Origin of the sequence: Halopseudomonas sabulinigri, from assembly GCF_900105255.1 — a bacterium.
Lineage (GTDB): Bacteria > Pseudomonadota > Gammaproteobacteria > Pseudomonadales > Pseudomonadaceae > Halopseudomonas > Halopseudomonas sabulinigri.
On record NZ_LT629763.1, the window covers coordinates 3,846,050 to 3,870,140 of the forward strand.

Annotated in this window: 28 protein-coding genes and 1 tRNA gene; 20 read left to right on the forward strand and 9 right to left on the reverse strand. The window is 58.3% G+C overall.

Annotated features, from left to right (window positions below; all coding sequences use genetic code 11):
- Positions 1-10: 10 nt before the first annotated feature.
- A complete protein-coding gene (locus BLU26_RS17605) occupies positions 11-283 on the forward strand; it encodes an acylphosphatase (RefSeq protein ID WP_092288143.1) in 273 nt (90 codons plus the stop codon).
- Here the strand turns inward: BLU26_RS17605 and BLU26_RS17610 are convergent, their stop codons facing one another.
- The 4 genes from BLU26_RS17610 to BLU26_RS17625 form a co-directional block, all read right to left on the reverse strand.
- Positions 284-853: a lytic transglycosylase domain-containing protein gene (locus BLU26_RS17610; RefSeq protein ID WP_092288144.1), complete on the reverse strand. Its 570-nt coding sequence runs from the start codon at positions 851-853 to the stop codon at positions 284-286.
- A 5-nt stretch (positions 854-858) separates the two neighbouring features.
- A complete protein-coding gene (locus BLU26_RS17615) occupies positions 859-1,566 on the reverse strand; it encodes a hypothetical protein (protein WP_092288145.1) in 708 nt (235 codons plus the stop codon).
- Positions 1,566-3,299, reverse strand: a complete 1,734-nt coding sequence (locus tag BLU26_RS17620) for a proline--tRNA ligase (protein ID WP_092288146.1) — start codon at positions 3,297-3,299, stop codon at positions 1,566-1,568. The genes BLU26_RS17615 and BLU26_RS17620 overlap by 1 nt, the downstream gene beginning before the upstream one ends.
- A gap of 151 nt (positions 3,300-3,450) precedes the next feature.
- Positions 3,451-4,710: an OprD family porin gene (locus tag BLU26_RS17625; RefSeq protein ID WP_092288147.1), complete on the reverse strand. Its 1,260-nt coding sequence runs from the start codon at positions 4,708-4,710 to the stop codon at positions 3,451-3,453.
- Positions 4,711-4,985: 275 nt separating this feature from the next.
- Between BLU26_RS17625 and BLU26_RS17630 the strand changes: the two genes are divergently transcribed.
- The gene (locus BLU26_RS17630) at positions 4,986-5,417 is read left to right on the forward strand and encodes an HIT domain-containing protein (RefSeq protein ID WP_092288148.1); all 432 of its coding nucleotides are present in this window, start codon (positions 4,986-4,988) and stop codon (positions 5,415-5,417) included.
- Complete coding sequence (locus BLU26_RS17635) at positions 5,414-5,641, forward strand: SlyX family protein (RefSeq protein ID WP_092288149.1); 228 nt, start codon at positions 5,414-5,416, stop codon at positions 5,639-5,641. The genes BLU26_RS17630 and BLU26_RS17635 overlap by 4 nt, the downstream gene beginning before the upstream one ends.
- Before the next feature lie 61 nt (positions 5,642-5,702).
- Here the strand turns inward: BLU26_RS17635 and BLU26_RS18845 are convergent, their stop codons facing one another.
- The gene (locus tag BLU26_RS18845) at positions 5,703-6,338 is read right to left on the reverse strand and encodes a cold-shock protein (protein WP_269433936.1); all 636 of its coding nucleotides are present in this window, start codon (positions 6,336-6,338) and stop codon (positions 5,703-5,705) included.
- A 159-nt stretch (positions 6,339-6,497) separates the two neighbouring features.
- A complete protein-coding gene (locus tag BLU26_RS17645) occupies positions 6,498-6,968 on the reverse strand; it encodes a Dps family protein (protein ID WP_092288151.1) in 471 nt (156 codons plus the stop codon).
- Between the two features lie 338 nt (positions 6,969-7,306).
- On the opposite strand from BLU26_RS17645, the gene aspS reads away from it, so the two are divergent.
- The 15 genes from aspS (at position 7,307) to nadA (ending at position 19,918) form a co-directional block, all read left to right on the forward strand.
- A complete protein-coding gene (aspS, locus tag BLU26_RS17650; protein ID WP_092288152.1) occupies positions 7,307-9,082 on the forward strand; it encodes an aspartate--tRNA ligase in 1,776 nt (591 codons plus the stop codon).
- A 65-nt stretch (positions 9,083-9,147) separates the two neighbouring features.
- Complete coding sequence (locus tag BLU26_RS17655; protein WP_092288153.1) at positions 9,148-9,894, forward strand: YebC/PmpR family DNA-binding transcriptional regulator; 747 nt, start codon at positions 9,148-9,150, stop codon at positions 9,892-9,894.
- 129 nt (positions 9,895-10,023) lie between these two features.
- On the forward strand, positions 10,024-10,551 hold the full coding sequence (gene ruvC / locus BLU26_RS17660) for a crossover junction endodeoxyribonuclease RuvC (RefSeq protein ID WP_092288154.1): 528 nt from the start codon (positions 10,024-10,026) through the stop codon (positions 10,549-10,551).
- A gap of 35 nt (positions 10,552-10,586) precedes the next feature.
- The gene (gene ruvA, locus BLU26_RS17665) at positions 10,587-11,189 is read left to right on the forward strand and encodes a Holliday junction branch migration protein RuvA (RefSeq protein ID WP_092288155.1); all 603 of its coding nucleotides are present in this window, start codon (positions 10,587-10,589) and stop codon (positions 11,187-11,189) included.
- 33 nt (positions 11,190-11,222) lie between these two features.
- Entirely contained in the window at positions 11,223-12,284 is a 1,062-nt protein-coding gene (gene ruvB / locus BLU26_RS17670) for a Holliday junction branch migration DNA helicase RuvB (RefSeq protein ID WP_092288156.1), read from the forward strand.
- Positions 12,285-12,345: 61 nt separating this feature from the next.
- Positions 12,346-12,795, forward strand: coding sequence for a tol-pal system-associated acyl-CoA thioesterase (gene ybgC / locus BLU26_RS17675; RefSeq protein WP_092288157.1), 450 nt, complete (start codon positions 12,346-12,348; stop codon positions 12,793-12,795).
- A 36-nt stretch (positions 12,796-12,831) separates the two neighbouring features.
- Positions 12,832-13,503, forward strand: coding sequence for a protein TolQ (gene tolQ / locus BLU26_RS17680; RefSeq protein WP_092288158.1), 672 nt, complete (start codon positions 12,832-12,834; stop codon positions 13,501-13,503).
- A 24-nt stretch (positions 13,504-13,527) separates the two neighbouring features.
- A complete protein-coding gene (tolR, locus tag BLU26_RS17685; protein ID WP_092288554.1) occupies positions 13,528-13,968 on the forward strand; it encodes a protein TolR in 441 nt (146 codons plus the stop codon).
- Positions 13,965-15,035, forward strand: a complete 1,071-nt coding sequence (gene tolA, locus BLU26_RS17690) for a cell envelope integrity protein TolA (RefSeq protein ID WP_092288159.1) — start codon at positions 13,965-13,967, stop codon at positions 15,033-15,035. Before tolR ends, tolA begins: the two co-directional genes overlap by 4 nt.
- On the forward strand, positions 15,035-16,339 hold the full coding sequence (tolB, locus tag BLU26_RS17695; RefSeq protein ID WP_092288160.1) for a Tol-Pal system beta propeller repeat protein TolB: 1,305 nt from the start codon (positions 15,035-15,037) through the stop codon (positions 16,337-16,339). Before tolA ends, tolB begins: the two co-directional genes overlap by 1 nt.
- A 43-nt stretch (positions 16,340-16,382) precedes the next feature.
- Positions 16,383-16,889 carry a peptidoglycan-associated lipoprotein Pal gene (pal, locus tag BLU26_RS17700; protein ID WP_092288161.1) on the forward strand — a complete coding sequence of 169 codons (507 nt, stop codon included), beginning with the start codon at positions 16,383-16,385 and terminating at the stop codon, positions 16,887-16,889.
- A 13-nt stretch (positions 16,890-16,902) separates the two neighbouring features.
- Positions 16,903-17,694 carry a tol-pal system protein YbgF gene (gene ybgF, locus BLU26_RS17705; RefSeq protein ID WP_092288162.1) on the forward strand — a complete coding sequence of 264 codons (792 nt, stop codon included), beginning with the start codon at positions 16,903-16,905 and terminating at the stop codon, positions 17,692-17,694.
- Between the two features lie 58 nt (positions 17,695-17,752).
- Positions 17,753-18,439 (forward strand): 7-cyano-7-deazaguanine synthase QueC, encoded by a 687-nt coding sequence (gene queC, locus BLU26_RS17710; protein WP_092288163.1) that lies wholly within the window; start codon positions 17,753-17,755, stop codon positions 18,437-18,439.
- Between the two features lie 68 nt (positions 18,440-18,507).
- Positions 18,508-18,583, forward strand: a tRNA-Lys gene (locus BLU26_RS17715).
- A 276-nt stretch (positions 18,584-18,859) separates the two neighbouring features.
- Positions 18,860-19,918 carry a quinolinate synthase NadA gene (gene nadA, locus BLU26_RS17720; protein ID WP_092288164.1) on the forward strand — a complete coding sequence of 353 codons (1,059 nt, stop codon included), beginning with the start codon at positions 18,860-18,862 and terminating at the stop codon, positions 19,916-19,918.
- 49 nt (positions 19,919-19,967) lie between these two features.
- On the opposite strand, the gene BLU26_RS17725 is transcribed toward nadA, so the two are convergent.
- Positions 19,968-21,434 (reverse strand): M48 family metalloprotease, encoded by a 1,467-nt coding sequence (locus BLU26_RS17725; protein WP_092288555.1) that lies wholly within the window; start codon positions 21,432-21,434, stop codon positions 19,968-19,970.
- Positions 21,435-21,519: 85 nt separating this feature from the next.
- Here BLU26_RS17725 and BLU26_RS17730 point away from each other — a divergent pair, with 85 nt between their 5' ends.
- Positions 21,520-21,771 carry a sulfurtransferase TusA family protein gene (locus BLU26_RS17730; protein ID WP_092288165.1) on the forward strand — a complete coding sequence of 84 codons (252 nt, stop codon included), beginning with the start codon at positions 21,520-21,522 and terminating at the stop codon, positions 21,769-21,771.
- Positions 21,772-21,776: 5 nt separating this feature from the next.
- Positions 21,777-22,880, forward strand: coding sequence for an AI-2E family transporter (locus BLU26_RS17735; protein ID WP_092288166.1), 1,104 nt, complete (start codon positions 21,777-21,779; stop codon positions 22,878-22,880).
- Positions 22,881-22,899: 19 nt separating this feature from the next.
- Here BLU26_RS17735 and BLU26_RS17740 read toward each other — a convergent pair whose 3' ends face one another.
- Both BLU26_RS17740 and BLU26_RS17745 read right to left on the reverse strand, forming a co-directional pair.
- Positions 22,900-23,367 (reverse strand): peroxiredoxin, encoded by a 468-nt coding sequence (locus tag BLU26_RS17740; protein WP_092288167.1) that lies wholly within the window; start codon positions 23,365-23,367, stop codon positions 22,900-22,902.
- Positions 23,368-23,383: 16 nt separating this feature from the next.
- Positions 23,384-23,941, reverse strand: coding sequence for a glycine cleavage system protein R (locus BLU26_RS17745; RefSeq protein WP_092288168.1), 558 nt, complete (start codon positions 23,939-23,941; stop codon positions 23,384-23,386).
- Positions 23,942-24,091 lie beyond the last annotated feature (150 nt).

Genomic DNA, 24,091 nt, shown 5'->3' on the forward strand with positions numbered 1-24,091 from the left:
TGAGGTGAGTGTGAGTAGAATCTGCGTGCAGGTCGAGGTGACGGGCAAGGTGCAAAGCGTTGGTTTTCGTCAGGCAACGGTGCGTCAAGCTACCCGCCTGTTGGTCGATGGTTGGGTACGCAATCAGCCCGACGGCAGCGTCAGCGCACTGCTCTGCGGTGAGTCCGAGGCGGTGGAAGCAATGGTCTCCTGGCTGCGCCAGGGGCCAGGCAGTGCGCAGGTAGAAGGAGTCACGGTGAGTGCCTGTGCCTGGCAGGATATTGCCGGCTTCGTCCAGCTGTGATTACTCGTTGACGTACCAGTAGGTATACCAGTAATCGAGCACTTTATCGGGGTAGCGGCTACTGCCGAGGCTGCCGTTATAGCGGGCGAGGGCGCGGCGCAGGTTGCCGTGCTCCTTGTCGAGATAGAACTTCAGGATCGCGCAGCCGTAGCGCAGGTTGGTAGCGAGGTCGATCAGGTTGTCTTCGGGTCGGCCCAACTCGGCCTTCCAGAAGGGCATAACCTGCATCACGCCTTGAGCGCCGACGCTGGACAGTGCGTAGCGATCAAACAGGCTTTCCGTGTGCATCACGGCGATCACCAGGTCCGGCTTGAGTTTGGCCTGGCGAGCCTCGCGGTGAACCAGGCGTAGCATGGTCAGGCGCTCGTTCTCGTCCTTGATGAAAGGGGCAAGGCGAGTGGACATGTCGAGCAGCCAGACTTCGGCATCAAAACGGTCATTGAAGCTCTCGGCCTGGGCGACGGTGCGCATCAGCGCCGCTTTCAGCTCCGGGTCGACCGGCTCTGTTGCGGCCGCGTGAAGGCTGCCGCTGAGCAGCATGAATATGAGCGTCACAATCCGTGTGAGCATGCAGATTACTCGCCTGGCGTGGCTTCGCCCAGGGCTTGAATGAAGTCGCCCTGCAGCTGTGGGTCGCCGGTAGTCAGCAGGATGAGCATGTTTTCCAACTGACTGGACTCCTCGTTGAGCCCCAGCTCAGCCAGGCGCTGGACGCGAAATACCCACTGATTGACGTCATCCTCTTCCAGGTTGTCGTAGATCAGCTGCTCAGCTTCCTGCAGTTTGCTGCGCAGGTCACGATCAACCAACAGGGTGGTCTCGGTCTGTACGCCGGGGCCAGCGCTGGCGCTCAGGGTAATGACCCGAACCTCATCGAAGTTGAGTCCGACAAACTCTTCATCCAGCAGGTTTAGTCTGAACTGGCCGTCCTGATCTGTCTGGCGACTGATACGCACCTCACCCACGGCGAGATCGACCAGCTGGTTGGCCCAGGGCAGGCTCTGGAATTGATCCTGTTGGTCCAGCTGGGCGCCAGTGCTATCCAGTTGAGTCAGTGTATAGAGCCGGCTCTCGGTTACCTTGATGCTCCGGTGAGGCGTATCCAGTACCCGCTGTTCACCGGCATCAATATGCAAGCTGTGGCTGACCAACTCACGCTCTATACGACCGCTCGCCGTCTCGGGCGAAGGAGCGGGCTGAGTGGCGCAGGCTTGCAGCAGCGCAAGCGCCGTGCCGGCCCAGATTAGCCGGGCGTAATTCAACGTGCCAATTGCGGTATTCATCAGGCGCTCTGCAATCGAGCCAGCAGGTGCTCGAGCATGGCGTCGGCGTTGACGGTGGTGGCTTCCTGGTCACGGCGGAACTTGTACTCCAGTTGGCCTTCAGCCAGGCCGCGATCACTGATTACCACGCGGTGCGGAATGCCGATCAGATCCATGTCGGCGAATTTGACGCCGGGGGAGACCTTTTTGTCGCGATCATCCAGCAAGACCTCAACGCCCGCTTTTAGCAAGCCGTCATACAGCGCCTGCGTGGCCTGCTGTACCGCTTCCGAGCTTTCCAGCTTCATCGGGATCAGGGCCACCTGGAACGGCGCGAGAGCATCCGGCCAGAGAATGCCCCGGTCGTCATAGTTCTGCTCGATGGCCGCTGCGACCACGCGGGATACGCCAATGCCGTAGCAGCCCATGGTCAGGGTGGCGGTCTTGCCTTGCTCGTTCAGCACGGTGCAATTCATCGCCTGGCTGTACTTCTGGCCAAGCTGGAATATGTGGCCTACTTCAATGCCGCGCTTGATTACCAGGGTGCCATCGCCGTCGGGGCTGGCGTCACCTTCCACCACGTTGCGCAGGTCGGCGACTTCATCAAATTTGGCATCACGTTCCCAATTGACGCCAGTGTAGTGCTTACCATCCTGGTTGGCCCCGCAGACAAAGTCGGCCAAATGGGCGGCGCTGTGATCGGCAATGACCTTGATGTCCATGCCGATGGGGCCGATAGAGCCGGGTTTGCAACCTATGGCTTCGATGATCTGGCTTTCTGCGGCAAGGGTTAACGGCGCCTTGATGGCAGGGTGGTTTTCAGCCTTGATCTCGTTCAACTCGTGGTCGCCACGCAGCACCAGCGCCACCAGTGCCTGCGGCTTGTCTTCTTCCTCCGCGCCGAGCACGACCAGGGTCTTCACAGACTGGCTGGCGGGCAATTGCAGGAAGCTGCTGACGGCATCGATGGTGAACTGATCCGGCGTATCGACCAGTTTCTTGTCCTGGCTGGGCGCCGGGCGCTTGCCCTGCGGTAGCTGGGCGGTAGCCTTCTCCATATTGGCTGCGTAGCTGCCGCTGTCGGAAAATACAATGGCATCCTCGCCTGACTCGGCCAGTACATGGAATTCGTGCGAGCCTTCGCCGCCAATCGAGCCGTTGTCGGCCACTACCGGGCGAAAATCCAGCCCAAGGCGGGTAAATATATTGCAGTAGGCCTGATACATGCCGTCATAGGTTTGTTGCAGAGATTCCTGGCCGAGATGAAAGGAGTAAGCGTCCTTCATCAGAAACTCACGGCCGCGCATCAGGCCGAAACGCGGACGAATCTCGTCGCGGAACTTGGTCTGAATCTGGTACATGTTGAGTGGCAACTGCTTGTAGCTGGTTATCTCATTGCGCGCCAGATCGGTGATCACCTCTTCATGGGTCGGGCCGACGCAGAATTCGCGGTCATGGCGATCTTTCAGGCGCAACAACTCAGGGCCGTACTGCTCCCAGCGGCCGGACTCCTGCCACAGTTCAGCGGGCTGGATGGCGGGCATCAGTACTTCCAGAGCACCGGCCTTATCCATTTCATCACGTACCACTGCCTCAACCTTGCGCAGTACACGCAAACCCATCGGCAGCCAGGTATACAGGCCGGAGGCGATCTTGCGGATCATGCCGGCGCGCAGCATCAGTTGGTGGCTGATGACGGTGGCGTCGGAAGGGGTTTCCTTCAGGGTAGAGATCAGATACTGGCTGGTACGCATGGGCGAGGCTTGTCCTGGAATTGCGGGCAGATATAGCGGGTATTGTACGATTGTGCCGAGGTGGCGTACAGCCTGCCCGGCAGACTTGATTGGGTGATGCGCATTCATAAAAAAACCCGGCCGAAGCCGGGTTTTTCTACAACTGGTCTGCTTAGAGCAGGTTCCAGGTGTAACCAACGATCAGGCGGTTTTCGTCGACGTCACCGCCGTCGATAGCTGCATCCTGACGGATGGTGGCGTTACGCCAGCGAATATTCAGACCTTCCAGTGTGCCGTTCTGTACGGTGTACTTCAGCTCGCTGTCACGTTCCCAGCGAGAATCACGCTGAGTGCCGGTCGCGACGGTGTCGATGTCGGTACCAGCGATGTAACGGGTCATGAAGCTCAGGCCGGGGATGCCCAGACCTTCAAAGTCATAATCGTAACGAGCCTGGTAAGACTTCTCGTCCTTGGCGTTGAAGTCCAGGTACTGGATGGAGTTTGCCAGGAAAATGTCGCCGTCGGTGTAGTAGTAGCCAGCGTCACCGCTCATCTGCTGGTAAGCAACGCCGAAGGCGTGGTGGCCAGCGCCAAGAGTGAAGGCCAAAGAGGCGGCTTGGTTGTCGACTTCTTCACCGTCACCGCCGTTCTCGTCGCTGGTGTCGTAGTACGCGAAGTTGGTATTCAGGCTCAGCGCATCGCCCAGCGGCAGGGTCCAGTCAGCACCCAGGAAGTAGCGATCGTAGAAGTCTTCAGCTTCTGCACCGTACAGAGTGGCGCTCAGGTTGTCGGTGAAAGTGTAAGTACCGCCGACGTAAGTCAGATCTTCACCTTCACGGATCGCGCCGTCTGTCTCGCTGGAGCTGTTCATCTCGCTGCGGTCGGTCAGGCGGCCGGCTTCGACGAACAGAGCATCGATCGAGTTGTTGGTGATGCTGTAGCCTTCGTAGTGGTTAGGCAGCAGGCGCGAGTCGTCATAGGCGGCAACCGGGTTTTCCGGGAAGTGCACGCCGTAACGCAGGATGGTGTCATCCAAGATGGCCATCTTCAGAGCACCGCGAATTTCGGAATACTCGCCAGGTGCGCTCAGATCGTCTTCCTGAGGCAGCAGGCCAGTGCCGGAGCGACCGCGGCCACTGTCCAACTTGATGCCCATGGAGGCAACCACGTCGGCACCAAAGCCGATTGGGCCCTGGGTGTAGCCGGACTCGAAGTTCATCAGGTAGCTGGTTGCGGACTCTTCACGCTTGCCAATGCCGTTGCCATCAACGCCATCACGGAAGTCGCGGTTGAAATAAACGGTACGGTTGTACAGGGTGGCGGACGCGCCTTCTACAAAACCTTCGCCTTCTGCCATTGCGCTGCTGGCCAGCATGCCGTTACCGGCCGCTACCGCAAGTGCAAGGGAACTCCATTTAACTGCGTTTTTCATTGGTGTGCTCCTTGATATAAAAAAACATGAGGCTCTTGGCAGGCCCGACGTTCTTGTTTTCGCGTTACATTAAAGCATCAAAGTATGGCGTGCGAAAGCAAGCGCTTGAAAAACAGTACCTTGTCGCGTTGAATTTATAAAGCATCAGAGGCTTTTTATCGACGAATTTCGTGCGTTTTTGTGAACGAGCTGTAACTAATGTCAGTTATTTGGTGTTTTTGAACGCTCGTTGAGACGCATTCATGTTTAGTTTATCTGCATTTGGGAGTTTCGCGATGTTTGAACTGCATCCGCAGTTGGATAAGGACTGCATAACGGTAGGCGACTTCCCGTTATGCAGACTACTTCTAAGTAATGATTCTCATTATCCTTGGTTTGTTCTGGTGCCGCGCAGGGAAGGGGTTACGGAAGTGTTTGAACTGGACGAGGCCGACCAGCTTCAGTTGCAGCGCGAGTCCATTCACTTATCCCGGGTCATATATGACGCCTTTGATGCTGACAAGTTAAATGTGGCTGCCTTGGGCAATATGGTCAGCCAGTTGCACGTGCATCACATAGTGCGTTACCGCAACGATGCTGCCTGGCCCGCACCCGTATGGGGCAAGTTTCCGGCCACGCGTTACGATAGTGCAGCCGTTCAGGCTGTGCTGGAACCTTTGCGTGAGGCTCTTTCCCATGGGTTCAAGTTTGCGGAGTCGATATTATGACGGCGCAGGAAATCGATACGCTATTGGCGCGACTGAATGAGCTGGAAACCCGGTTAGCATTCCAGGATGACATTATCCAGAGCTTGAATGATGCCCTGGGGCAGCAGCAGATCGCTCTGGATCGGCTGCAGCGTTCGTTGCAGTTGGTGGCCAAGCGCCAATCGGACATGGCGTCGTTGATGCCGGGTGATGCCGCTGAGGATCAGCCGCCACCGCACTATTAAGAATAAGTATTGCGGTAGGGGGTAGCCTGTACGCCGACGTGCGTCAGCGTACAGGTGGGTGTTAGCCAATAATCTCGACTTGTTCTGCCTGTAATCCTTTTTCACGTTCGGCTACCACGTAGCTGACGCGTTGACCTTCCTGCAGAAAGCGCTGCCCGTCACCCTGGATGGCGCGAAAATGTACAAAGATATCCGAGCCGGAGTCGCGAGAAATAAAGCCGAAGCCCTTGTTGGTGTTGAACCACTTCACCGTGCCGGACTCGCGCTTGTCACCCCGGCTGCCAGTAGGCTTGGCCGGCTGCGGTGTGGGTTTGCTGCTCGGGACGCGTTTGGCTAGTGCCGTTTTCAGCTCGCACCCCAAAACCAGCAGGGTGTGTAAGCAGACTCCGACGATACTGAAGCTAAGCGCCCAGATGGCAAAGGGAGCGATGCGGCTGTCGATCAGCAGGGCGCTGAACGGCACACAGGCGGCAATGATCAGCAGTGCAGAGCCCAGTAAGGCAATAGCGCCTGGGAGGCCTGTGCAGGCTTGGTCGCGCTGGTTGAATTGCTGCAGGTTGATAAGGCCAGTGAGCAAGGCAAGCAGGCCCAGGTGGTCAATCGGGCTGTTTTCGGTCGCGAACGGGATTATGCTGTAGAGGCCAGCGAGCAGAGCCGCCAGACCGATGGTCAGATGCAGATAACGAAGGATTTTCAAAATGTTCACCCTGAATACTTAGATGGTAATGCTGCGAAAAACGACAATGTGGCGGCGAGTTGGTTGGTTTAGCCGCGCCGCACTCTAACCTGAATTTCGCTTTGCTACCAAGGTATATCAGGGATGGCTGGCGGCACCTGGGCCGCCAGCGGTTGTGGCTCAGCCTTCCAGCAGGCTACGCAGCATCCAGGCCGTTTTTTCGTGGGTCTGCATGCGCTGGGTCAGCAGGTCGGCAGTGGGTTCGTCGTGGCTTTCGTCGCAAGCAGGGAATATCGAGCGTGCCGTGCGCACACAGGCTTCGTGGCCCTCTACCAAGAGCTTGATCATCTCTTTGGCCTCAGGGACGCCATCTTCTTCCTTGATTGAGCTCAGCTCGACAAACTGCTTGTAAGTGCCGGGTGCGGGAAAGCCCAGAGTACGGATGCGTTCGGCGATATCGTCAACCGCCAGCGCCAATTCGTTGTAGTGGGTTTCAAACATCAGGTGCAGGGTCTGAAACATTGGGCCTTTAACGTTCCAGTGAAAGTTGTGGGTCTTCAGGTAGAGGGTGTAGGTGTCGGCCAGCAGGTGTGACAAGCCGTCTGCAATTTTTTCGCGATCCGTTTCGGTAATGCCGATATCGATTTTCATCATGGCTCCTTGGTGGTCTTGACTCTGTTGGATGAATCGCCTGCCGCCCAGATATAGGCCCAGGCGGTACAGGGCAGGTTCTAACGTGTGTACTAGTCAGATCGGAAAACTGTGCGTCAGTTCCGGTAGGGGCCACTATTTTGTCCGGCCGGTGCCCGGCCTGGCCTGGCAGTGGTGGCGCTTAAATGTGACTGCCAGCATGGGGCGGCGCTTATGACTCCCAATGGTGGCGCGTTTTCGGGTATATTATGCCGTTTTTATCCGGGCGCCTGTCTCGGCGGCTATAAATCAGTGCCGTCGGATATGTCCATTTTGCCGATCACAGGAAGCACCACACCATGATGCGTACCCATTATTGCGGCCAGCTGAACGAAACGCTGGCAGACCAGGAAATTACTCTTTGCGGCTGGGTTCATCGCCGTCGCGATCACGGTGGGGTGATTTTCCTGGATATCCGCGATCGTGAAGGCCTGGCTCAGGTGGTGTTCGACCCTGACCGCGAAGATACCTTTGCTGTGGCGGACAGCGTGCGCAGTGAGTATGTGGTGCGGGTACGGGGTAAGGTGCGTGCGCGTCCTGCCGGCGCAGTGAATCCGAACATGGCGTCGGGCGCTATTGAAGTGCTGGGCTATGAGCTGGAAGTGCTAAATCAGGCAGAAACGCCTCCTTTCCCACTCAATGAGTACTCTGATGTCGGCGAAGAAACCCGCCTTCGTTATCGTTTCATCGATCTGCGTCGTCCGGAAATGGCGGCCAAGCTGAAGCTTCGTTCGCAGATCACCAGCAGCATTCGCCGCTATCTTGATGAAAACGGCTTCCTTGATGTGGAAACGCCGATCCTGACCCGTGCCACTCCGGAAGGCGCGCGCGATTATCTGGTGCCCAGCCGCACCCATCCTGGCCATTTCTTCGCGTTGCCGCAGTCGCCTCAGTTGTTCAAGCAGTTGCTGATGGTCTCCGGGTTTGATCGCTATTATCAGATCGCCAAGTGCTTCCGCGATGAAGACCTGCGCGCTGATCGTCAGCCCGAGTTCACGCAGATCGATATCGAAACCAGTTTCCTGGATGAAGCCGATATCATGGGGTTGACCGAAGGCATGATTCGTCAACTGTTCAAGCAAGTGCTGGACGTGGAGTTGGGCGAGTTCCCGCACATGACCTTTGCAGAGGCCATGCGTCGTTATGGCTCTGACAAACCTGATCTGCGTAACCCGTTGGAACTGGTAGACGTCGCGGATCAACTGGCTGGCGTCGAGTTCAAGGTATTCAGTGGTCCGGCAAACGATCCCAAGGGCCGAGTTGCAGCGCTTCGCGTGCCGGGCGGGGCCAGCATGCCGCGTAAACAAATTGACGACTACACCAAGTTTGTTGGTATCTACGGCGCCAAAGGCTTGGCTTACATCAAGGTCAACGAGCGCGCCAAGGGGCTGGAAGGCTTGCAGTCGCCGATCGTCAAATTCATTCCTGAAGATAACCTTGAGGTGATTCTGGATCGTGTGGGCGCGGTTGATGGCGATATCGTCTTCTTCGGTGCCGACAAGGCCAAGGTCGTTTCAGAGGCGCTGGGCGCGCTGCGCATCAAGCTGGGCACCGATCTGGAGCTGCTGACCTGTGAATGGGCTCCGCTCTGGGTTGTCGATTTCCCGATGTTCGAAGAGAACGACGATGGTTCGCTATCGGCGCTGCACCACCCCTTCACGGCGCCGAAGTGCTCGCCCGAAGCGCTGCAGGCGGAACCGGCGACTGCGCTGTCGCGCGCCTATGACATGGTGCTCAACGGCACCGAGCTGGGTGGCGGCTCCATTCGTATTCACCGTAAGGAAATGCAGCAGGCAGTATTCAATATTCTGGGTATCAGCCCGGAAGAACAGCAGGAGAAGTTTGGCTTCCTGCTCGATGCGCTCAAGTTTGGCGCGCCGCCACACGGTGGTCTGGCCTTCGGTCTGGATCGTCTGGTGATGCTGGTGACTGGCGCGCAGTCGATTCGTGAAGTGATCGCCTTCCCGAAAACCCAGAGCGCCGCGTGCGTGATGACCCAGGCGCCCGGCCTGGTCGACAACAAGGCGCTGCGGGAGCTGAGCATTCGTCTGCGCGAGCAGACCAAGGTCGAGTAATAGGTAAACCTGCCCCGTCGCTGATGGGGCAGTGCAAGGCATTCCGGATACTGGAGTCGAGGTTTATGGCCGGTCATTCCAAATGGGCCAATATCAAGCACCGCAAGGCCGCGCAGGATGCCAAGCGGGGCAAGATTTTCACCAAGCTGATTCGTGAGCTGACGGTAGCAGCCAAGGTAGGCGGCGGCAATCCGGCGGATAATCCGCGGTTGCGCACGGCAGTGGACAAGGCGCTGGCGGCCAACATGACCCGCGATACGGTTGATCGTGCCATCGCCCGCGGCGCCGGCAGCAACGACGCCGACAATATGGAAGAGCTGACCTACGAAGGTTACGGCGCCGGCGGCGTTGCTATTCTGGTGGAGGCAATGACCGATAATCGTAATCGTACGGTCAGCGAGGTGCGCCATGCTTTCAACAAGTGCGGTGGTAACCTGGGGACCGATGGGTCAGTAGCCTATCTGTTTACCCGGCGTGGGCAGATTACCTTTGCACCTGGCATTGATGAGGACGCCCTGATGGAGGCGGCTCTGGAGTCCGGGGCTGAGGATGTTGTTGGCAATGAGGACGGCTCCTTCGAGGTTTTTACGCGCTTCGAAGAGTTTGGCGCGGTCCGCGATGGCCTGGAGGCGGCTGGCTTTGTCGGTGAGTCAGCCGATCTGGCAATGATCCCCAGTACCACCGCTGAGCTTGATCTGGATACGGCGGAAAAGATCGTTCGCTTGGTGGATATGCTGGAGGACTTGGATGATGTGCAGAACGTCTACTCCAATGCCGAGATCAGCGACGAAATCTTGGAGCAGCTCGGCTGATCCTGGCGTAGACTCTGACCCGAGGGGAGGCTGCTGCCTCCCTTTTTTATAGCAAACTCTTTTATGGTAACCGCTCTGGTCTGAAGACGCTTCGGATGGGCGACATTGGATGGCAGAGGCAGCGGCGCAATGGCAGTGATTCTCGGGATTGATCCCGGTTCGCGTATTACCGGCTTCGGCATCGTGAAGCTCCAGGCGGGGCGCTGTGAGTACGTTACTTCCGGTTGTATTCGGTTGGGTGACGGCCCTTTTCCGGATCGCCTGCAAAAAATCTTCCAGTACCTGAGTGAGCTGATTGCTCAGTATCAACCCACTGTCGTCAGTATCGAGCAAGTGTTTCTGGCCCGTAACCCGGATTCGGCCTTGAAGTTGGGGCAGGCGCGCGGGGCTGCTATCGTCGCGGCTGTCAACGCGGGACTGGCGGTGAATGAATACAGCGCTCGGCAGGTAAAGCAATCGGTGGTCGGGACCGGCGCGGCCGACAAAAAGCAGGTGCAGCATATGGTGGCTCAGCTGCTGGGGTTAGGCGGTACGCCGCAGGCCGATGCAGCGGATGCGTTGGCTATCGCGCTCTGTCACGCGCACCTGAGTGGCGTGCAGCAACAGCTGGGTAACGCGGCGCTGGCGATGCGCTCCGGGCGGTTGCGTCGACGTTGAAACCAAATAAGTGGGTATAACAGGAGAACAGCTGAGTGATAGGTCGACTGACCGGTGTCTTGCTGGAGAAGCAGCCGCCGCATATTGTGTTGGACGTGCAGGGCGTGGGCTATGAACTCGATGCACCCATGAGCACTTTCTACCTGTTGCCGGCGTTGGGTGAGCGCGTAACCCTGCACACCCATATGGTGGTGCGCGAGGATGCTCAGCTGCTCTACGCTTTTGCCGACAAGCGTGGCCGCGAGCTGTTTCGCGAGTTGATTCGGCTCAACGGTGTTGGGCCCAAGCTGGCCCTGGCGCTGATGTCGGGCATGGATGTGGACGAGTTGGTCATGGCGGTGCAGCACCAGGACGTCACTGCGCTGGTCAGGGTGCCCGGGGTCGGTAAAAAGACTGCCGAGCGTCTGTTGATCGAACTGCGCGACCGGTTCAAGGCCTGGGAGGCCGCCCCGGGCAGCCTGCCGTTGGTTACCGGAGCGCCGACCACTACCGCGGCCAAGCCTAGCGCCGATGCCGTCAGTGCGCTGATTTCTCTGGGCTACAAGCCGCAGGAGGCCAGCAAGGCTGTCTCTGCTGTTGATGAAGCCGGACTCTCAAGCGAAGAGTTGATTCGCCGTGCACTCAAGGGCATGGTGTAAGCAGCCCGCACGACCCACCACGATGGACATCGCATGCTTGAAGAAGACCGTTTGATTGCCGCTACCCCGCGGCAACAGGAAGAGGTGATTGATCGGGCGATTCGCCCGCTCAAACTGGCCGAATACATTGGCCAGCCGGCCGTGCGCGAGCAGATGGAGCTGTTTATCAAGGCCGCCAAGGGGCGCGGCGAAGCGCTGGATCATGTGCTTATCTTCGGCCCGCCGGGCCTGGGCAAGACAACTCTTGCCAATATCATTGCCCAGGAAATGGGTGCGAAGATCAAAAGCACCTCCGGGCCGGTGCTGGAGCGTGCTGGCGATCTGGCCGCGCTGCTGACCAATCTGGAAGCCGGGGACGTGTTGTTCGTTGATGAAATCCATCGTCTTTCACCTGTGGTAGAGGAGATTCTCTATCCGGCGATGGAGGACTACCAGCTCGATATCATGATTGGCGAAGGTCCCGCTGCGCGTTCCATCAAGCTGGACTTGCCCCCGTTTACCCTGGTGGGCGCCACCACCCGCGCTGGCATGCTGACCAATCCACTGCGTGACCGTTTTGGTATTGTGCAGCGTCTGGAGTTCTATGGTGTTGATGATCTGGCAACTATTGTCGGGCGCTCGGCCGGCATTCTCGGCCTGGAAATGGATCCGGCCGGAGCGCGTGAAATTGCGCGCCGCTCACGCGGCACGCCGCGTATCGCCAACCGCCTGTTACGCCGTGTGCGGGACTTTGCCGAAGTACGCAGCCAAGGGGCGATTACCCGCGAAGTCGCTGACAAGGCGCTGAATTTGCTGGATGTTGACGAGCAAGGTTTTGATCATATGGATCGGCGCCTGCTGCTGACCATGATCGACAAGTTTGACGGCGGTCCTGTGGGTATAGATAACCTGGCCGCCGCCATCAGCGAGGAAAGGCACACTATCGAGGATGTGCTGGAGCCCTATCTGATCCAGCAGGGCTTTATTATGCGCACGCCACGCGGGCGGGTGGTAACCAGGCACGCCTACCTGCATTTCGGCCTGAATCTGCCGAGCCGCATGGCGCCCTTGTCGGCTGACCTGTTCGACGACCCGGCGGCGCCGGATTCCCCCTGAAAAAATATTTTACAAATAGCGAGTTTGCCCACTATGCAAAACGTCAACTTGGCTCTACATTATGCGCGTTGAACGTCCAGGGCCGCCATTCGTGCTGAAAGCCCGCGTCTACTTTGAAGATACCGATGCCGGTGGCATCGTCTACTACGTTAATTATCTTAAGTTTATGGAGCGTGCGCGGACGGAGCTGGTCCGCACTCTTGGGTTTGATCAAAGTGCTTTGCAAAGAGAGAACGTCATCTTTGTTGTGCACTCTGTGACGGCACGCTACCACGCGCCTGCTCGACTCGATGATGAACTTGTCGTCTCTGCGGCTGTCTTGGAAACCAAGCGTGCAAGTATTCGCTTTCGCCAGCAAGTTACTCGGGCGGATGGCGACTTGCTGTGTGAAGGCGAGGTTCTGGTGGCGTGCGTCAGTGCTGACCGTTACCGGCCGCGGGCGATACCTGAGAGCATGCGCACCGCCTTTGAAAACTGGGCGCAAGCCGATAAAGACGTAGGGAACCCATGAGTAAGCGAGGAGTGGTAAAGCGTGCAAGCTGATCAAATGTCGATGTGGCACCTGATTTCAGGCGCTAGCGTGCTGGTGCAACTGGTCATGCTGACGCTGTTGACCGCATCCATTGTGTCATGGGTGATGATTTTTCAACGCAGCAGTTTCATGCGTTCGGCGAAAAGCTCGCTGGATGACTTTGAAGATCGCTTCTGGTCCGGCGTTGACCTGTCTCAGTTGTACCGCCAGGTCACCGGGTCGCCGGATGAAGACTCGGGGCTGGAGCAGATTTTCCGTGCCGGCTTCAAGGAGTTCTCTCGCATGCGTCAGCAGTCCGGGGTCGATCCGGATGCGATCATGGATGCGGTACAGCGCTCCATGCGTGTAGCTATTTCGCGCGAAGAAGAGAAGCTTGAGCAGCACCTGCCGTTTCTGGCAACAGTAGGCTCGACCAGCCCCTATGTCGGCTTGTTCGGCACGGTCTGGGGCATCATGAACTCGTTTCGCGGCTTGGCTACGGTACAGCAAGCTACCCTGGCAACGGTTGCGCCAGGTATCGCTGAGGCGTTGATCGCCACGGCCATCGGTCTGTTCGCAGCCATCCCGGCGGTGGTTGCCTATAACCGTTTCTCTGCGCGTTCGGAAATGCTGATTGGCCGTTACTACACCTTCGCAGAAGAGTTTTCCAGCATCCTGCATCGCCGCGTTCACTCGCGCGATGAGTAAGGTGGAGTAGTTATGTCGATGCACATGCAGGGCCGTCGCCAGAAGCGCAAACCGGTCGCCGAGATGAATGTCGTGCCTTACATCGACGTCATGTTGGTGTTGCTGGTGATCTTCATGGTGACCGCACCCATGCTGAACCAGGGCGTCAAGGTCGATCTTCCACAGGTGTCCAGCGAGGTGCTGCCTTCGGACAGCAATCAGCAGGTGCTGACGCTGTCGGTACTGGCTGACGGCAGTTATTACTGGAATCTGGGCGAAGCCGTAGATACCGAGAATCAGACCGACAGTGCCGTGTCACTGGAGGCAATGACCGAAGGCGTGACCAAAATCATGCGCGCCAAGCCGGACACCCTGGTGTATATCCGCGGTGACAAGGCAGCAAACTACGGTGTGATCATGACCGCGATGGGCGCGCTGCAGCAGGCTGGTGTGCCGAACGTTGGCCTGATCACAGAGGCGCCGTGAATACGCCAGAGAACCGCCGGCGGGTAGATACGCCCGGGCGTTATTCAGCGCCGTTGCTGAAAGCCCTGGCGGTGCATTTGGCAGTCGCCATTTTGTTGTTTGCCTCGTTCGCGACTGCGCCCAGCTTTGAGCCGGCCAGGCCGATTGTGCAGGCGACCCTGGTGCAACTTGACTCGATGAGTCCGGCGACCACGCAGACCGACCAGAAGATTGCTGGCGAAGCGCAGCGCACTGCTGCACAGCGCCATGAAGCTGAAGAGCTGGAGCGCAGGAAGCAGGAGCAACAACAGCAGGAACAAAAGCAAAAGCAGCAAGAGGCTCAGCGCGCCGCGGCAGAGCAGGCGCAGAAGGCGCAAGAGCAGGAACAGAAAGCCGCCGAAGCAGCGGCCGCTGATGCAGCCAAGGCAAAGAGCGAGGCTGAAGCAAAAGCCAAAGCGGAAGCTGAGGCCCAGCGCAAGGCGGCGGAAGTCGCCGCCGCGAAGAAGCGCGAAGAGGCAGAGCGCGCTGCCGAGGCAGAGGCAGCGAAAAAGCGTGCTGAAGCAGAAGCGGCCCGCAAAAAGGCGGAAGAAGAGGCCAAGCGCAAGGCGCAGGCCGAAGCAGACGCGAAGCGCAAAGCCGCGGAGGCGGCAGAAGCGAAGAAACGTGCCGAGGCTGACGCTGCCCGCAAGGCACAGGAAGATGCCAAAGCCAAGGCGTTGGCTGATCTGCTTGCGGACGAAACGCAGTATCAGCAGGCGCAGGCGGACCGACCTGGGGATCAGGTGGCAGCCAGTTATGATGACGTAATTCGTCGTTACGTGAGTGAGCAGTGGCGCAGGCCGCCGACCGCACGTAACGGCATGGTGGTTGAGGTTCAGTTGAGCATGTTGCCTACGGGGCAAATTACCGACGTGGTGGTCACCCGCTCCAGCGGCGACCCCGGGTTTGATCAATCCGCGGTGCAGGCCGTTCGAAATGTGGGCCGAATCCCGGAAATGCAGACGCTATCGCGCGATAATCCCGCAGCATTTGACCGTATGTACAGACAACGGCTGTTGCGCTTCAAACCAGAGGATCTGGCATTCTGATGAAACGATTCACGCAAGCATTGATTGCAGTGATTGCACTGTGTACGGCGCAACTGACGTTGGCACAGGATGCGATTGAAATTACCAAGGGTAGCGATAAGGCCACGCCGATCGCGGTAGTGCCTTTTGGCTGGCAAGGTAGTGCACCCTTGCCGGAAGACCTGGCGCAAATCAGCGCTAACGATTTACGCAATACCGGCATGTTCGCGCCTATGGAGCGCAACAATATGCTGAGTTACCCGGTCCGCGCAGAAGAAATCAATGCGCGCGATTGGAAAATGATCGGCGTGGATTACGTGGTCGTCGGGCAGGTTAGCAATCAGCCTGGAACAGATCGCTACGAGCTGAACTACAGTCTTTACAGCATCCTGCGTGAGCAGGTTTTGCTGGCCAAGACGGTGAGCGGTACCAAGGCGCAATTGCGTGACATGGCCCATCACCTGAGTGACGAGGTGTTCGAAGAGATTACCGGCATAAAGGGTGCGTTCAACACCAAGCTGCTGTATGTGGCTGCAGAGCGCTTCTCCGCCGATAATACGCGCTACACACTGCAGCGCTCGGATTATGATGGTGCGCGCGCCTCTACCTTGTTGCAGTCACGCGAGCCGATTCTGAGTCCGTCTTATGCCCCGGACGGTCAGCGTATTGCCTATGTGTCTTTTGAGTCGCGTCGTCCGGAAATCTATGTGCATTACATCCAGACCGGTCGCCGCGAGCGTATTACCAATTTTGAAGGCCTGAACGGAGCGCCCGCCTGGTCGCCAGATGGCAATCGCCTGGCCTTTGTACTGTCGCGAGACGGGAATCCCGAGATTTACGTGATGGATCTGGGCAGCAAGCAGCTGCGTCGCATCACCAACCACTTTTCGATCGATACCGAGCCAAGCTGGATGGATAACAGCACCATCGCCTTTACCTCGGATCGCGGCGGCAAGCCGCAGATTTACAAACAGAACATTAATGGTGGCTCCACTGAGCGCCTGACTTTTGTTGGTAACTACAACGCCAACGCAAAACTTTCCGTGGATGGGCGCACCATGGTGATGGTGCACCGCCAGGAAGGTTACCGTAATTTTCAGATTGCTACTCAAGACCTCAAACGGGGCAATCTGAGGGTTTTAACAGAAACGTCTTTGGATGAGTCGCCTACTGTCTCACCCAACGGCACTATGTTAATTTATGCTACCCGTCAACAGGGACGGGGCGTACTCATGCTGGTATCGACAAATGGTCGTGCACGCTCGGAAATTCCGACGCAGTTCACAGACCTGCGCGTACCGTCATGGTCCCCTTACCTGCCATAGGGCGCACCAACACTAAACCATATGGGGTTAATAGGAGTTCATGATGGAAGTTATCAAGTTCGGTAAAATGGCTGCTCTGGTTGTCGCGTTCGGCGTTGTTGTAGGTTGTTCGTCCAAAGGCGGCGACGCTTCCGGCACTGGCGCAGTTGATCCTAACGCCGGTTACGGCGCAGGCACCTCTGGCGCAGGTATGGACAATGGCGTAAGCAGCGAAGAAGCCGCTCTGCGCGCCGTTACCACTTTCTACTTTGAGTACGACAGCTCCGAGCTGAAGCAGGAAGCCATGCGCTCCCTGGACGTTCACGCCAAGGATCTGAAGTCTGCTGGCAACCGCGTTGTTCTGGAAGGCCACACTGACGAGCGCGGTACTCGTGAGTACAACATGGCTCTGGGCGAGCGTCGTGCTGCTGCCGTTCAGCGTTACCTGGTACTGCAAGGCGTTTCTCCTGCCCAGCTGGAACTGGTTTCCTACGGCGAAGAGAAGCCTGCTGCTATGGGTTCCAGCGAAGAAAGCATGGCTCAGAACCGTCGCGTAGAGCTGCGCAAGTAATAGAAGAGGTCTTATGAAAGGTTTCAGAGGAGTAGTATTCGCCTGTTTGCTGGCGCCCCTCGGTGCTCTGGCGCAGGTGCCGGTGTCAGAAGGTGGCTCGGGTAACTCCGGCACCAACTATCCGGGCTCCTCTGTAGCCCCTCAGACCACGGCTGGCCTTTCCAGTGAAGGCCAGTTGTACCAACAGCTGTATCAGCTGCAGCAGGAAGTCACCATGCTGCGTGGTCTGCTTGAAGAGCAGGGCTACAAGCTGAAGCAGATGGAGCGTGACCAGCTGGACCGCTACGAAGATATTGACCGTAGGCTCTCCAGCAATAATTCCCCTGCACCCGCAGCCGATTCGGCTGTGGGTGGCGCTGCGCCGAGCGCGGCGACCGCACCGCCGGCCGATAATGCCAGCTCCGCCCAAGGCGCAGCTCCGGCCGACCCGGAACGAGAGAAGCTGCTTTACGACGCGTCCTTTGATCTGGTCAAAGCGCGTGAATTTGATAAGGCCGCCCAGGCTTTCACCGCCTTCCTGCGCCGTTACCCTGACAGTCAGTACGCGGGTAATGCCCAATACTGGCTGGGTGAGGTATATCTGGTGCAGTCCGACCTGGAGTCCGCAGGCAAATCGTTTGCGCAGGTTATCAGTCGCTACCCCAACCATCGCAAGGAATCCGATGCGATGTACAAGCTGGGTGAGGTTGAGCGCCGTCTGGGCCACGATGACAAGGCGCGTGACCTGTTTCAGCAGGTCGTCAGCAAGTATCCAGATTCCTCTGCGGCGCAGCTGGCTGGCCGCGAGTTGAACAATCTGAACTAAGTCTCCGTGCAGCGGCGCCCGCCGCTGCAATCGTTATACCTTCCCGGGAGTTACCGGCATGAACCCTTCGCCGTCGCGCGGCAAAGCCGTGGTGTTATTGTCCGGTGGCCTGGATTCCGCGACAGTATTGGCGTTGGCCCAGGCCGAAGGTTATCAGTGTTACAGCATGAGCTTCGATTATGGCCAGCGGCATCGTGCTGAACTCGACGCGGCCAAGGCGCTGGCACGCGCCGCCGGAGTTGTAGAGCACAAGGTCATCGGGCTCGATCTCGACGGCATGGGTGGCTCCGCGCTGACCGACAGCACGCTGGCAGTTCCAGAGCAGCCGCAACCCGGTATCCCGGTGACCTACGTCCCTGCGCGCAACACGGTGTTTCTCGCCTTGGCGTTAGGCTGGGCTGAGGTGCTGGATGCGCAGGATATCTATATTGGGGTGAATGCGGTCGACTACTCCGGTTATCCTGATTGTCGGCCTGAATTTGTCAGTGCCTTCGAGCAGCTTGCCAATCTGGCAACCCGTGCCGGTGTGGAAGGGCGCCCGTTTCGTATTCAGGCGCCGCTGCAACACCTGAGCAAGGCGCAAATTGTCCAGGCGGGCAGTCGACTGGGCGTGGACTACGCACTGACAGTGTCATGCTATCAGGCGGATGACCACGGGCAGGCCTGCGGGTGTTGTGACAGTTGCCGATTGCGCGCAGAAGGTTTTGCGGCAGCCAATATGCCTGATCCGACGCGTTACCGCTAAAGACGGCTGCATGGTCAGAAAAGACTTGAATTTCAACGCTAAATCATTAATATAGCGCGCGTCCAAACGGGTCGTTAGCTCAGTTGGTAGAGCAGTTGGCTTTTAACCAATTGGTCGTAGGTTCGAATCCTACACGACCCACCATTTTGGACTTCCCTCGCGGTTACCGCAAAAATCTTCTCCCCCATTTTGATTGTCTGCCCGTACTCGGTGTTGTTGTCGCGCCTGTATTTTCCTCTCGCACAAGCGCTGTGCTCAATCGGTGACTTCCTCTTTGATGCAAGCCTTGCCCTGCGTGGATCTGACGCTCGCGGTTAGCTAGGACTGAGGTGCCCTGCGCCGGCGATCCTGTACCAGCGTCGACTTGTGGTTGGCGTGTTACAATCGCCGCCTACTGTTGTTCTCCGGACGGATGAGAATATGTCGCAGATTTCCGAACGCCTGCTGGTGCAGGCACATCTAGATGCCAAGGCTCCTGCGCCCTTGAGTGATGCCGAAAAGGCCGATTACAAGGCGCGCATTGCGGCGTCGCTGAAAGCGCACAACGCCGTGCTGGTGGCACACTATTACACCGACCCGCTGTTACAGGAGCTGGCAGAAGAGACCGGCGGCTGCGTGTCTGACTCGTTGGAAATGGCGCGCTTCGGCCGCGATCATCCTGCCAGTACGCTGCTTGTGGCGGGCGTGCGCTTCATGGGTGAAACTGCAAAGATTCTGAGCCCCGAGAAACGGGTGCTGATGCCCACGCTGGAAGCGACCTGCTCGCTGGATATCGGCTGTCCGATTGACGAGTTTTCCGCCTATTGCGATCAACATCCGGACCGCACCGTCGTCGTTTATGCCAACACCTCCGCGGCGGTCAAGGCGCGCGCAGACTGGGTCGTCACCTCAAGCTGCGCGCTGCCCATTGTCGAGCACTTGATGGACAGGGGCGAAAAGATTCTCTGGGCACCGGACCAGCATCTGGGTAACTACATTCAGCGTGAAACCGGCGCCGATATGCTGCTGTGGGAAGGGTCCTGCATCGTGCATGAAGAGTTCAAGGCCAAGGCATTGGAGGATCTGCGCAAGGTCTATCCGGATGCCGCCGTACTGGTGCATCCCGAGTCGCCGCAGGCGGTAGTCGAACTGGCCGATGTGGTGGGTTCAACCAGTCAGTTGATCAAGGCGACGCAGGAACTGCCGAACCCGACCTTCATCGTGGCGACCGACCGCGGCATTTTCTACAAGATGCAGCAGGCTGCGCCGGATCGTCTGTTGATCGACGCCCCGACCGCCGGTAACGGTGCGACCTGCCGCAGCTGCGCGCACTGTCCCTGGATGGCGATGAATACGTTGCCGCGGGTGCTGCAGAGCCTGGAACACGGCACTGACGAGATCATCGTTGACCCGCAGCTGATCCCGCGTGCCGTCAAGCCGCTGGATCGGATGCTGGATTTTACCCGTCTGGCCAGCATGGCGGTAAAAGGTAACGCCTGAGGAGTAGCCGCTGATGAAACAGTTTTCCTCAGCGGATGTCCTGTCGTGACTACAGTTCTTCCAGCTGTTTACGGCGGCGGGCCAGCTCTTCCTGCCGGTCACGGATGCGCGAGCTGACCACGAAGTTGCCGTTGGCCCGCTTCAGTGCAAGGTTGAGCTGTTCTTCGGCTTGCTGGGTGTCGCCGGTTTGCATGAAGTACTCCGCGCGTGCTAGGTGCACACCCAGAATATTGCCAGCAAGACCGCGAATTTCTGCCGCCAGATACCATACGTCGGGATCGTCGGTACGCTGTGCGGCTAGCCGATTAATGGCCTTTTCGGCCGCAGCGTAGTCCTGCTGTTTGAGCAGTAAGTCAGCCTCGGTGAACTGTAACGGGAAATTGCCGGGGTAGCTGTTCATGAGCTCGTGCGTGCGAGCCAGTGCGGCGGCAAGGTCGCCGCGGTTGGTGTCTATTTCCACCTGCGCCATCGCAACAGTCAAATTGTGCGGCTCACGCTGCAGCAGCGGCGCGAGGGCGTCCTCAGCGGCATCGTGCTGACCACCACGGGTTAACGCCAGCGCCAGGCCATAGCGCGCCGCATCGTGCTTGCCGTCGTGCTCATCCAGCAATACGCGAAACCGTTTGGCAGATAACCCGGGGCTACTTTCGTAATGGATCTGCACTCGCGCGCGCATCATCTGGTATTCCACGCTATCGTCTTCACCGCCCTTGGGTAGCTGCGCTGCGCGGTTTCGGGTATCCGCCATCCGCGATTGGCTGACCGGGTGAGTCAGCAGGAATTCGGGTGGGGTGGAGTCATATCGGCTGAGCTGAGCCAGTCGCTCGAACATGTTGGGCATGGCCAGCGGATCGTAGCCGGCGGCGACCAGATTGGTCAGGCCGATACGGTCGGCCTCCTGCTCGTTCTGTCTGGAGAAGCGGCGCTGTTCCTGAATGGCCGCGGCCTGCGTCGACGCCAGCGCGGCAAAGCCGGCATCGCCACCGCCCGCGGCGGCCAGCACGATACTGGCCAGCATGGCGGTCATGAACGGCACCTGCATTTTTTGCTGCTGCTCCAGGCCACGAGCAAAGTGGCGTTGCGACAAGTGCGCCAGTTCGTGCGCCATGACCGAGGCGAACTCGGCTTCAGTCTGCGCGTGCAGGAACAGGCCGGCGTTTACGCCGACCACGCCGCCGGGCGCGGCAAAAGCATTCAGCTCGGGGCTGTCGATCATCACGAAGGCAAGCCGGCGGTCAGTCAACTGGCTGGTTTCGGCCAGCGCGTAAACGCGATTCTCGACAAAACTTTTTAGCTGCGGGTCTTCCAGGGTGCGTATAGCGCCGCGCAGCATGGTCAGCCAGGTGCGGCCCATTTGGTACTCTTGCTCGCGCGACATGATCGATGAGCTGGTATCGCCCAGCGTCGGCAGGTTGTAGCCGTCATCAGCCTGAGTAGGCAGGGCGGGAAACACCAGCGCCGCGCCCAGCACCACGCGGGACAGCCAGCGGGGTGCGGGTATTTTCTTGATTGTCATATTTTGCTTCATACCCATGAGTTCAGGTTGTCTGTCGGCGTGCCGACAAGGCTATACTGTCGCCCATTCGTTCTGGAGTGTATGCATGGTCCCGGAGTCACATAACCTGCCTGTTGATTGTCAGCTGGATGCGCGAGGTCTGAGTTGTCCCTTGCCCCTGCTGAAAGCCAAACAGGCGCTCAACAGCATACTATCAGGACAGACTCTCTATGTGGTGGCCACTGACGCCGGCTCGCAGCGTGATTTTCAGCGCTTCGCCGAGCTGTCCGGGCACCAGCTGCTGGCTTCTCGCGAGTTGGACGGCGAATTCCATTATTGGTTGCGCAAAGCAGATTAATCACCATGTTAAAAGTGTTTCAAGGTTGGGTTCAGCGCTACTTTTCAGATGAAGAAGCGGTGGTGCTGGCAGTCGTGCTGGCGCTGGGGTTTGCCATCATCATTACCTTTGGCGGCAAGCTGGCGCCTTTGTTGACCGGGGTTGTGCTGGCTTACCTGCTGCAGGGTCTGGTAACGCGGCTGCAGCGCTGGCACCTGCCGCACTGGATGGCGGTCTGGCTGGTCTTTCTGGTGTTCCTTGGTGCGCTGGCTGCGTTGCTGGGCGTGGTATTGCCGTTGGTGTGGCGGCAGATGCTCAACCTCTTCAATGAGGCGCCACGGATGATCGGCGAATGGCAAGCGCAGCTGATGCATCTGCCAGAACTCTATCCGTCCATTGTTTCGGAAACGCAGATCGAACGATTGATCGCCTCGGTCAACGGTGAGGTAGGCGAGTTTGGTCAGTGGGTATTATCGCAGTCGCTGTCCAGCCTGCCATTCATCGTGACCATGTTGGTCTACCTGGTATTGGTGCCGATTCTGGTGTTTTTCTTCCTCAAGGACAGTCAGCAGTTGACCGGTTGGCTGGTGCGCCACCTGCCGCGGGAGCGCCGGCTGATGAAGCTGGTGTGGCTGGAAATGAACGAGCAGATCGGCAACTACATTCGGGGCAAGGCCACGGAAATCCTCATTGTCGGCGCCGTCACCTACATCTGCTTCGCGATTCTTGGGGTCAACTACGCTGCGCTGCTGGCGGTGCTGGTGGGGCTCTCGGTTCTCGTGCCTTACATAGGAGCGACCGTCGCGACCATTCCAGTAGCCATGATCGGCCTGTTCCAGTGGGGCTTGAGCAATGAGTTCATGGTGCTGATGGTGGTCTACGGGGTGATTCAGATGCTCGATGGCAACGTACTTGTGCCTATTCTGTTCTCTGAAGCGGTGAATCTACACCCCGTTGCCATTATTGCCGCCGTACTGATTTTCGGCGGCTTGTGGGGGTTCTGGGGTGTCTTCTTTGCGATCCCGCTGGCGACCCTGTTCAAGGCTGTGCTCTATGCTTGGCCGCGTGGCCTGGAGGCAGCCAGCGACGGCGCCGCGCACTCAGATACCGTCGTGGTCGTCGATCCCTGAGGTGCGGCGGGCGAGCTGCTCAGCTTAGCGCCTGAGTAGCCACCAATACTTCGGAAACGTGCCCCGGTACTTTCACTTTGCGCCACTCCTGGCGCAGTACGCCCTGAGAATCAATCAGGAAGGTGCTGCGCTCGATCCCCTCATATTCCTTGCCATACAGCTTTTTCAGCTTGATGACATCGAACAGTTTGCATAGCTGCTCGTCTGGGTCGCTGATCAGCTCAAAAGGGAATTCGTGCTTAGCCTTGAAATTGGCGTGGGTACGCAGGCTGTCACGTGATACGCCAAAAACCACCGCCCCGGCAGCCTGGAAGGCGGCATACTGATCGCGAAAATCCTGGCCTTCTGTGGTGCAGCCGGGGGTGTTGTCTTTGGGGTAGAAATAGATCACCACCTTTTGTCCGACCAGATCGGCAGGGCTGATGGTTTGTTCACCGGTCGCCTTGACCGAAAACGGGGGGAGTGGCTGGTTCAGTTCGACTTGCATGCTTGCCTCGTCAGGTTCAGTGCAATGGGCGCCAGGGTTCGATCACCGCGTCGAGATTGAGTTCATCGCAGAAATCGAGGAACTGCTCGCGCAGCCAACTGAGCTGAGTGCGCGCCGGGATGGCGATGGTCAGCGTCAGGTTCAGCATGGGCGTCCCGGTATGTTGTGCCAGATAGGTGAAACTTTGCAGGTCTTCGATGTCAATACTGAGCTGCTGAAAGAAGGTGCAGAGCTCGCCGACCAGCTCGGGTCGCTGCGCTGCGGTCACAAAGACGTTGTAGGGCAGCGCCTGCGGGCGCTCTTCCAGGCTCTGGCTGCGGCTCATGGACAGTACAAAGTGCTCGCGCTTGGCCAGCGGGGGCAACAGCGTTTCCAATCGCGCCAGTGCATCCCAGTTGCCGCTGACTTGCAGCAGCAACACAGCGCAGGTGCCATGACGGCTCATGCGGCTGCTGATGATGTTGCAGCGCTGTTCCGTGCACAGGCGCGTAAGCAGACTGGCAAGCGCCGTGGTTTCCTGACCCATGACGTTGATGACCAGATACTGATCGCGCTGAGTGGGAGTGCTGGACATGGTGATCCTCAAAAGGGGCGGTGTGCGTCGGTTGGCGCGCAAAAACTCAGCGGTTATTGTCACAGCCTGCCGCGGAGGGTTCAACTAGCAGTTGCAGGCGGCTGGCAAGTGCTATTTGGATGTGGCCGTCCCTTGTGCCGGCTGCAGGGT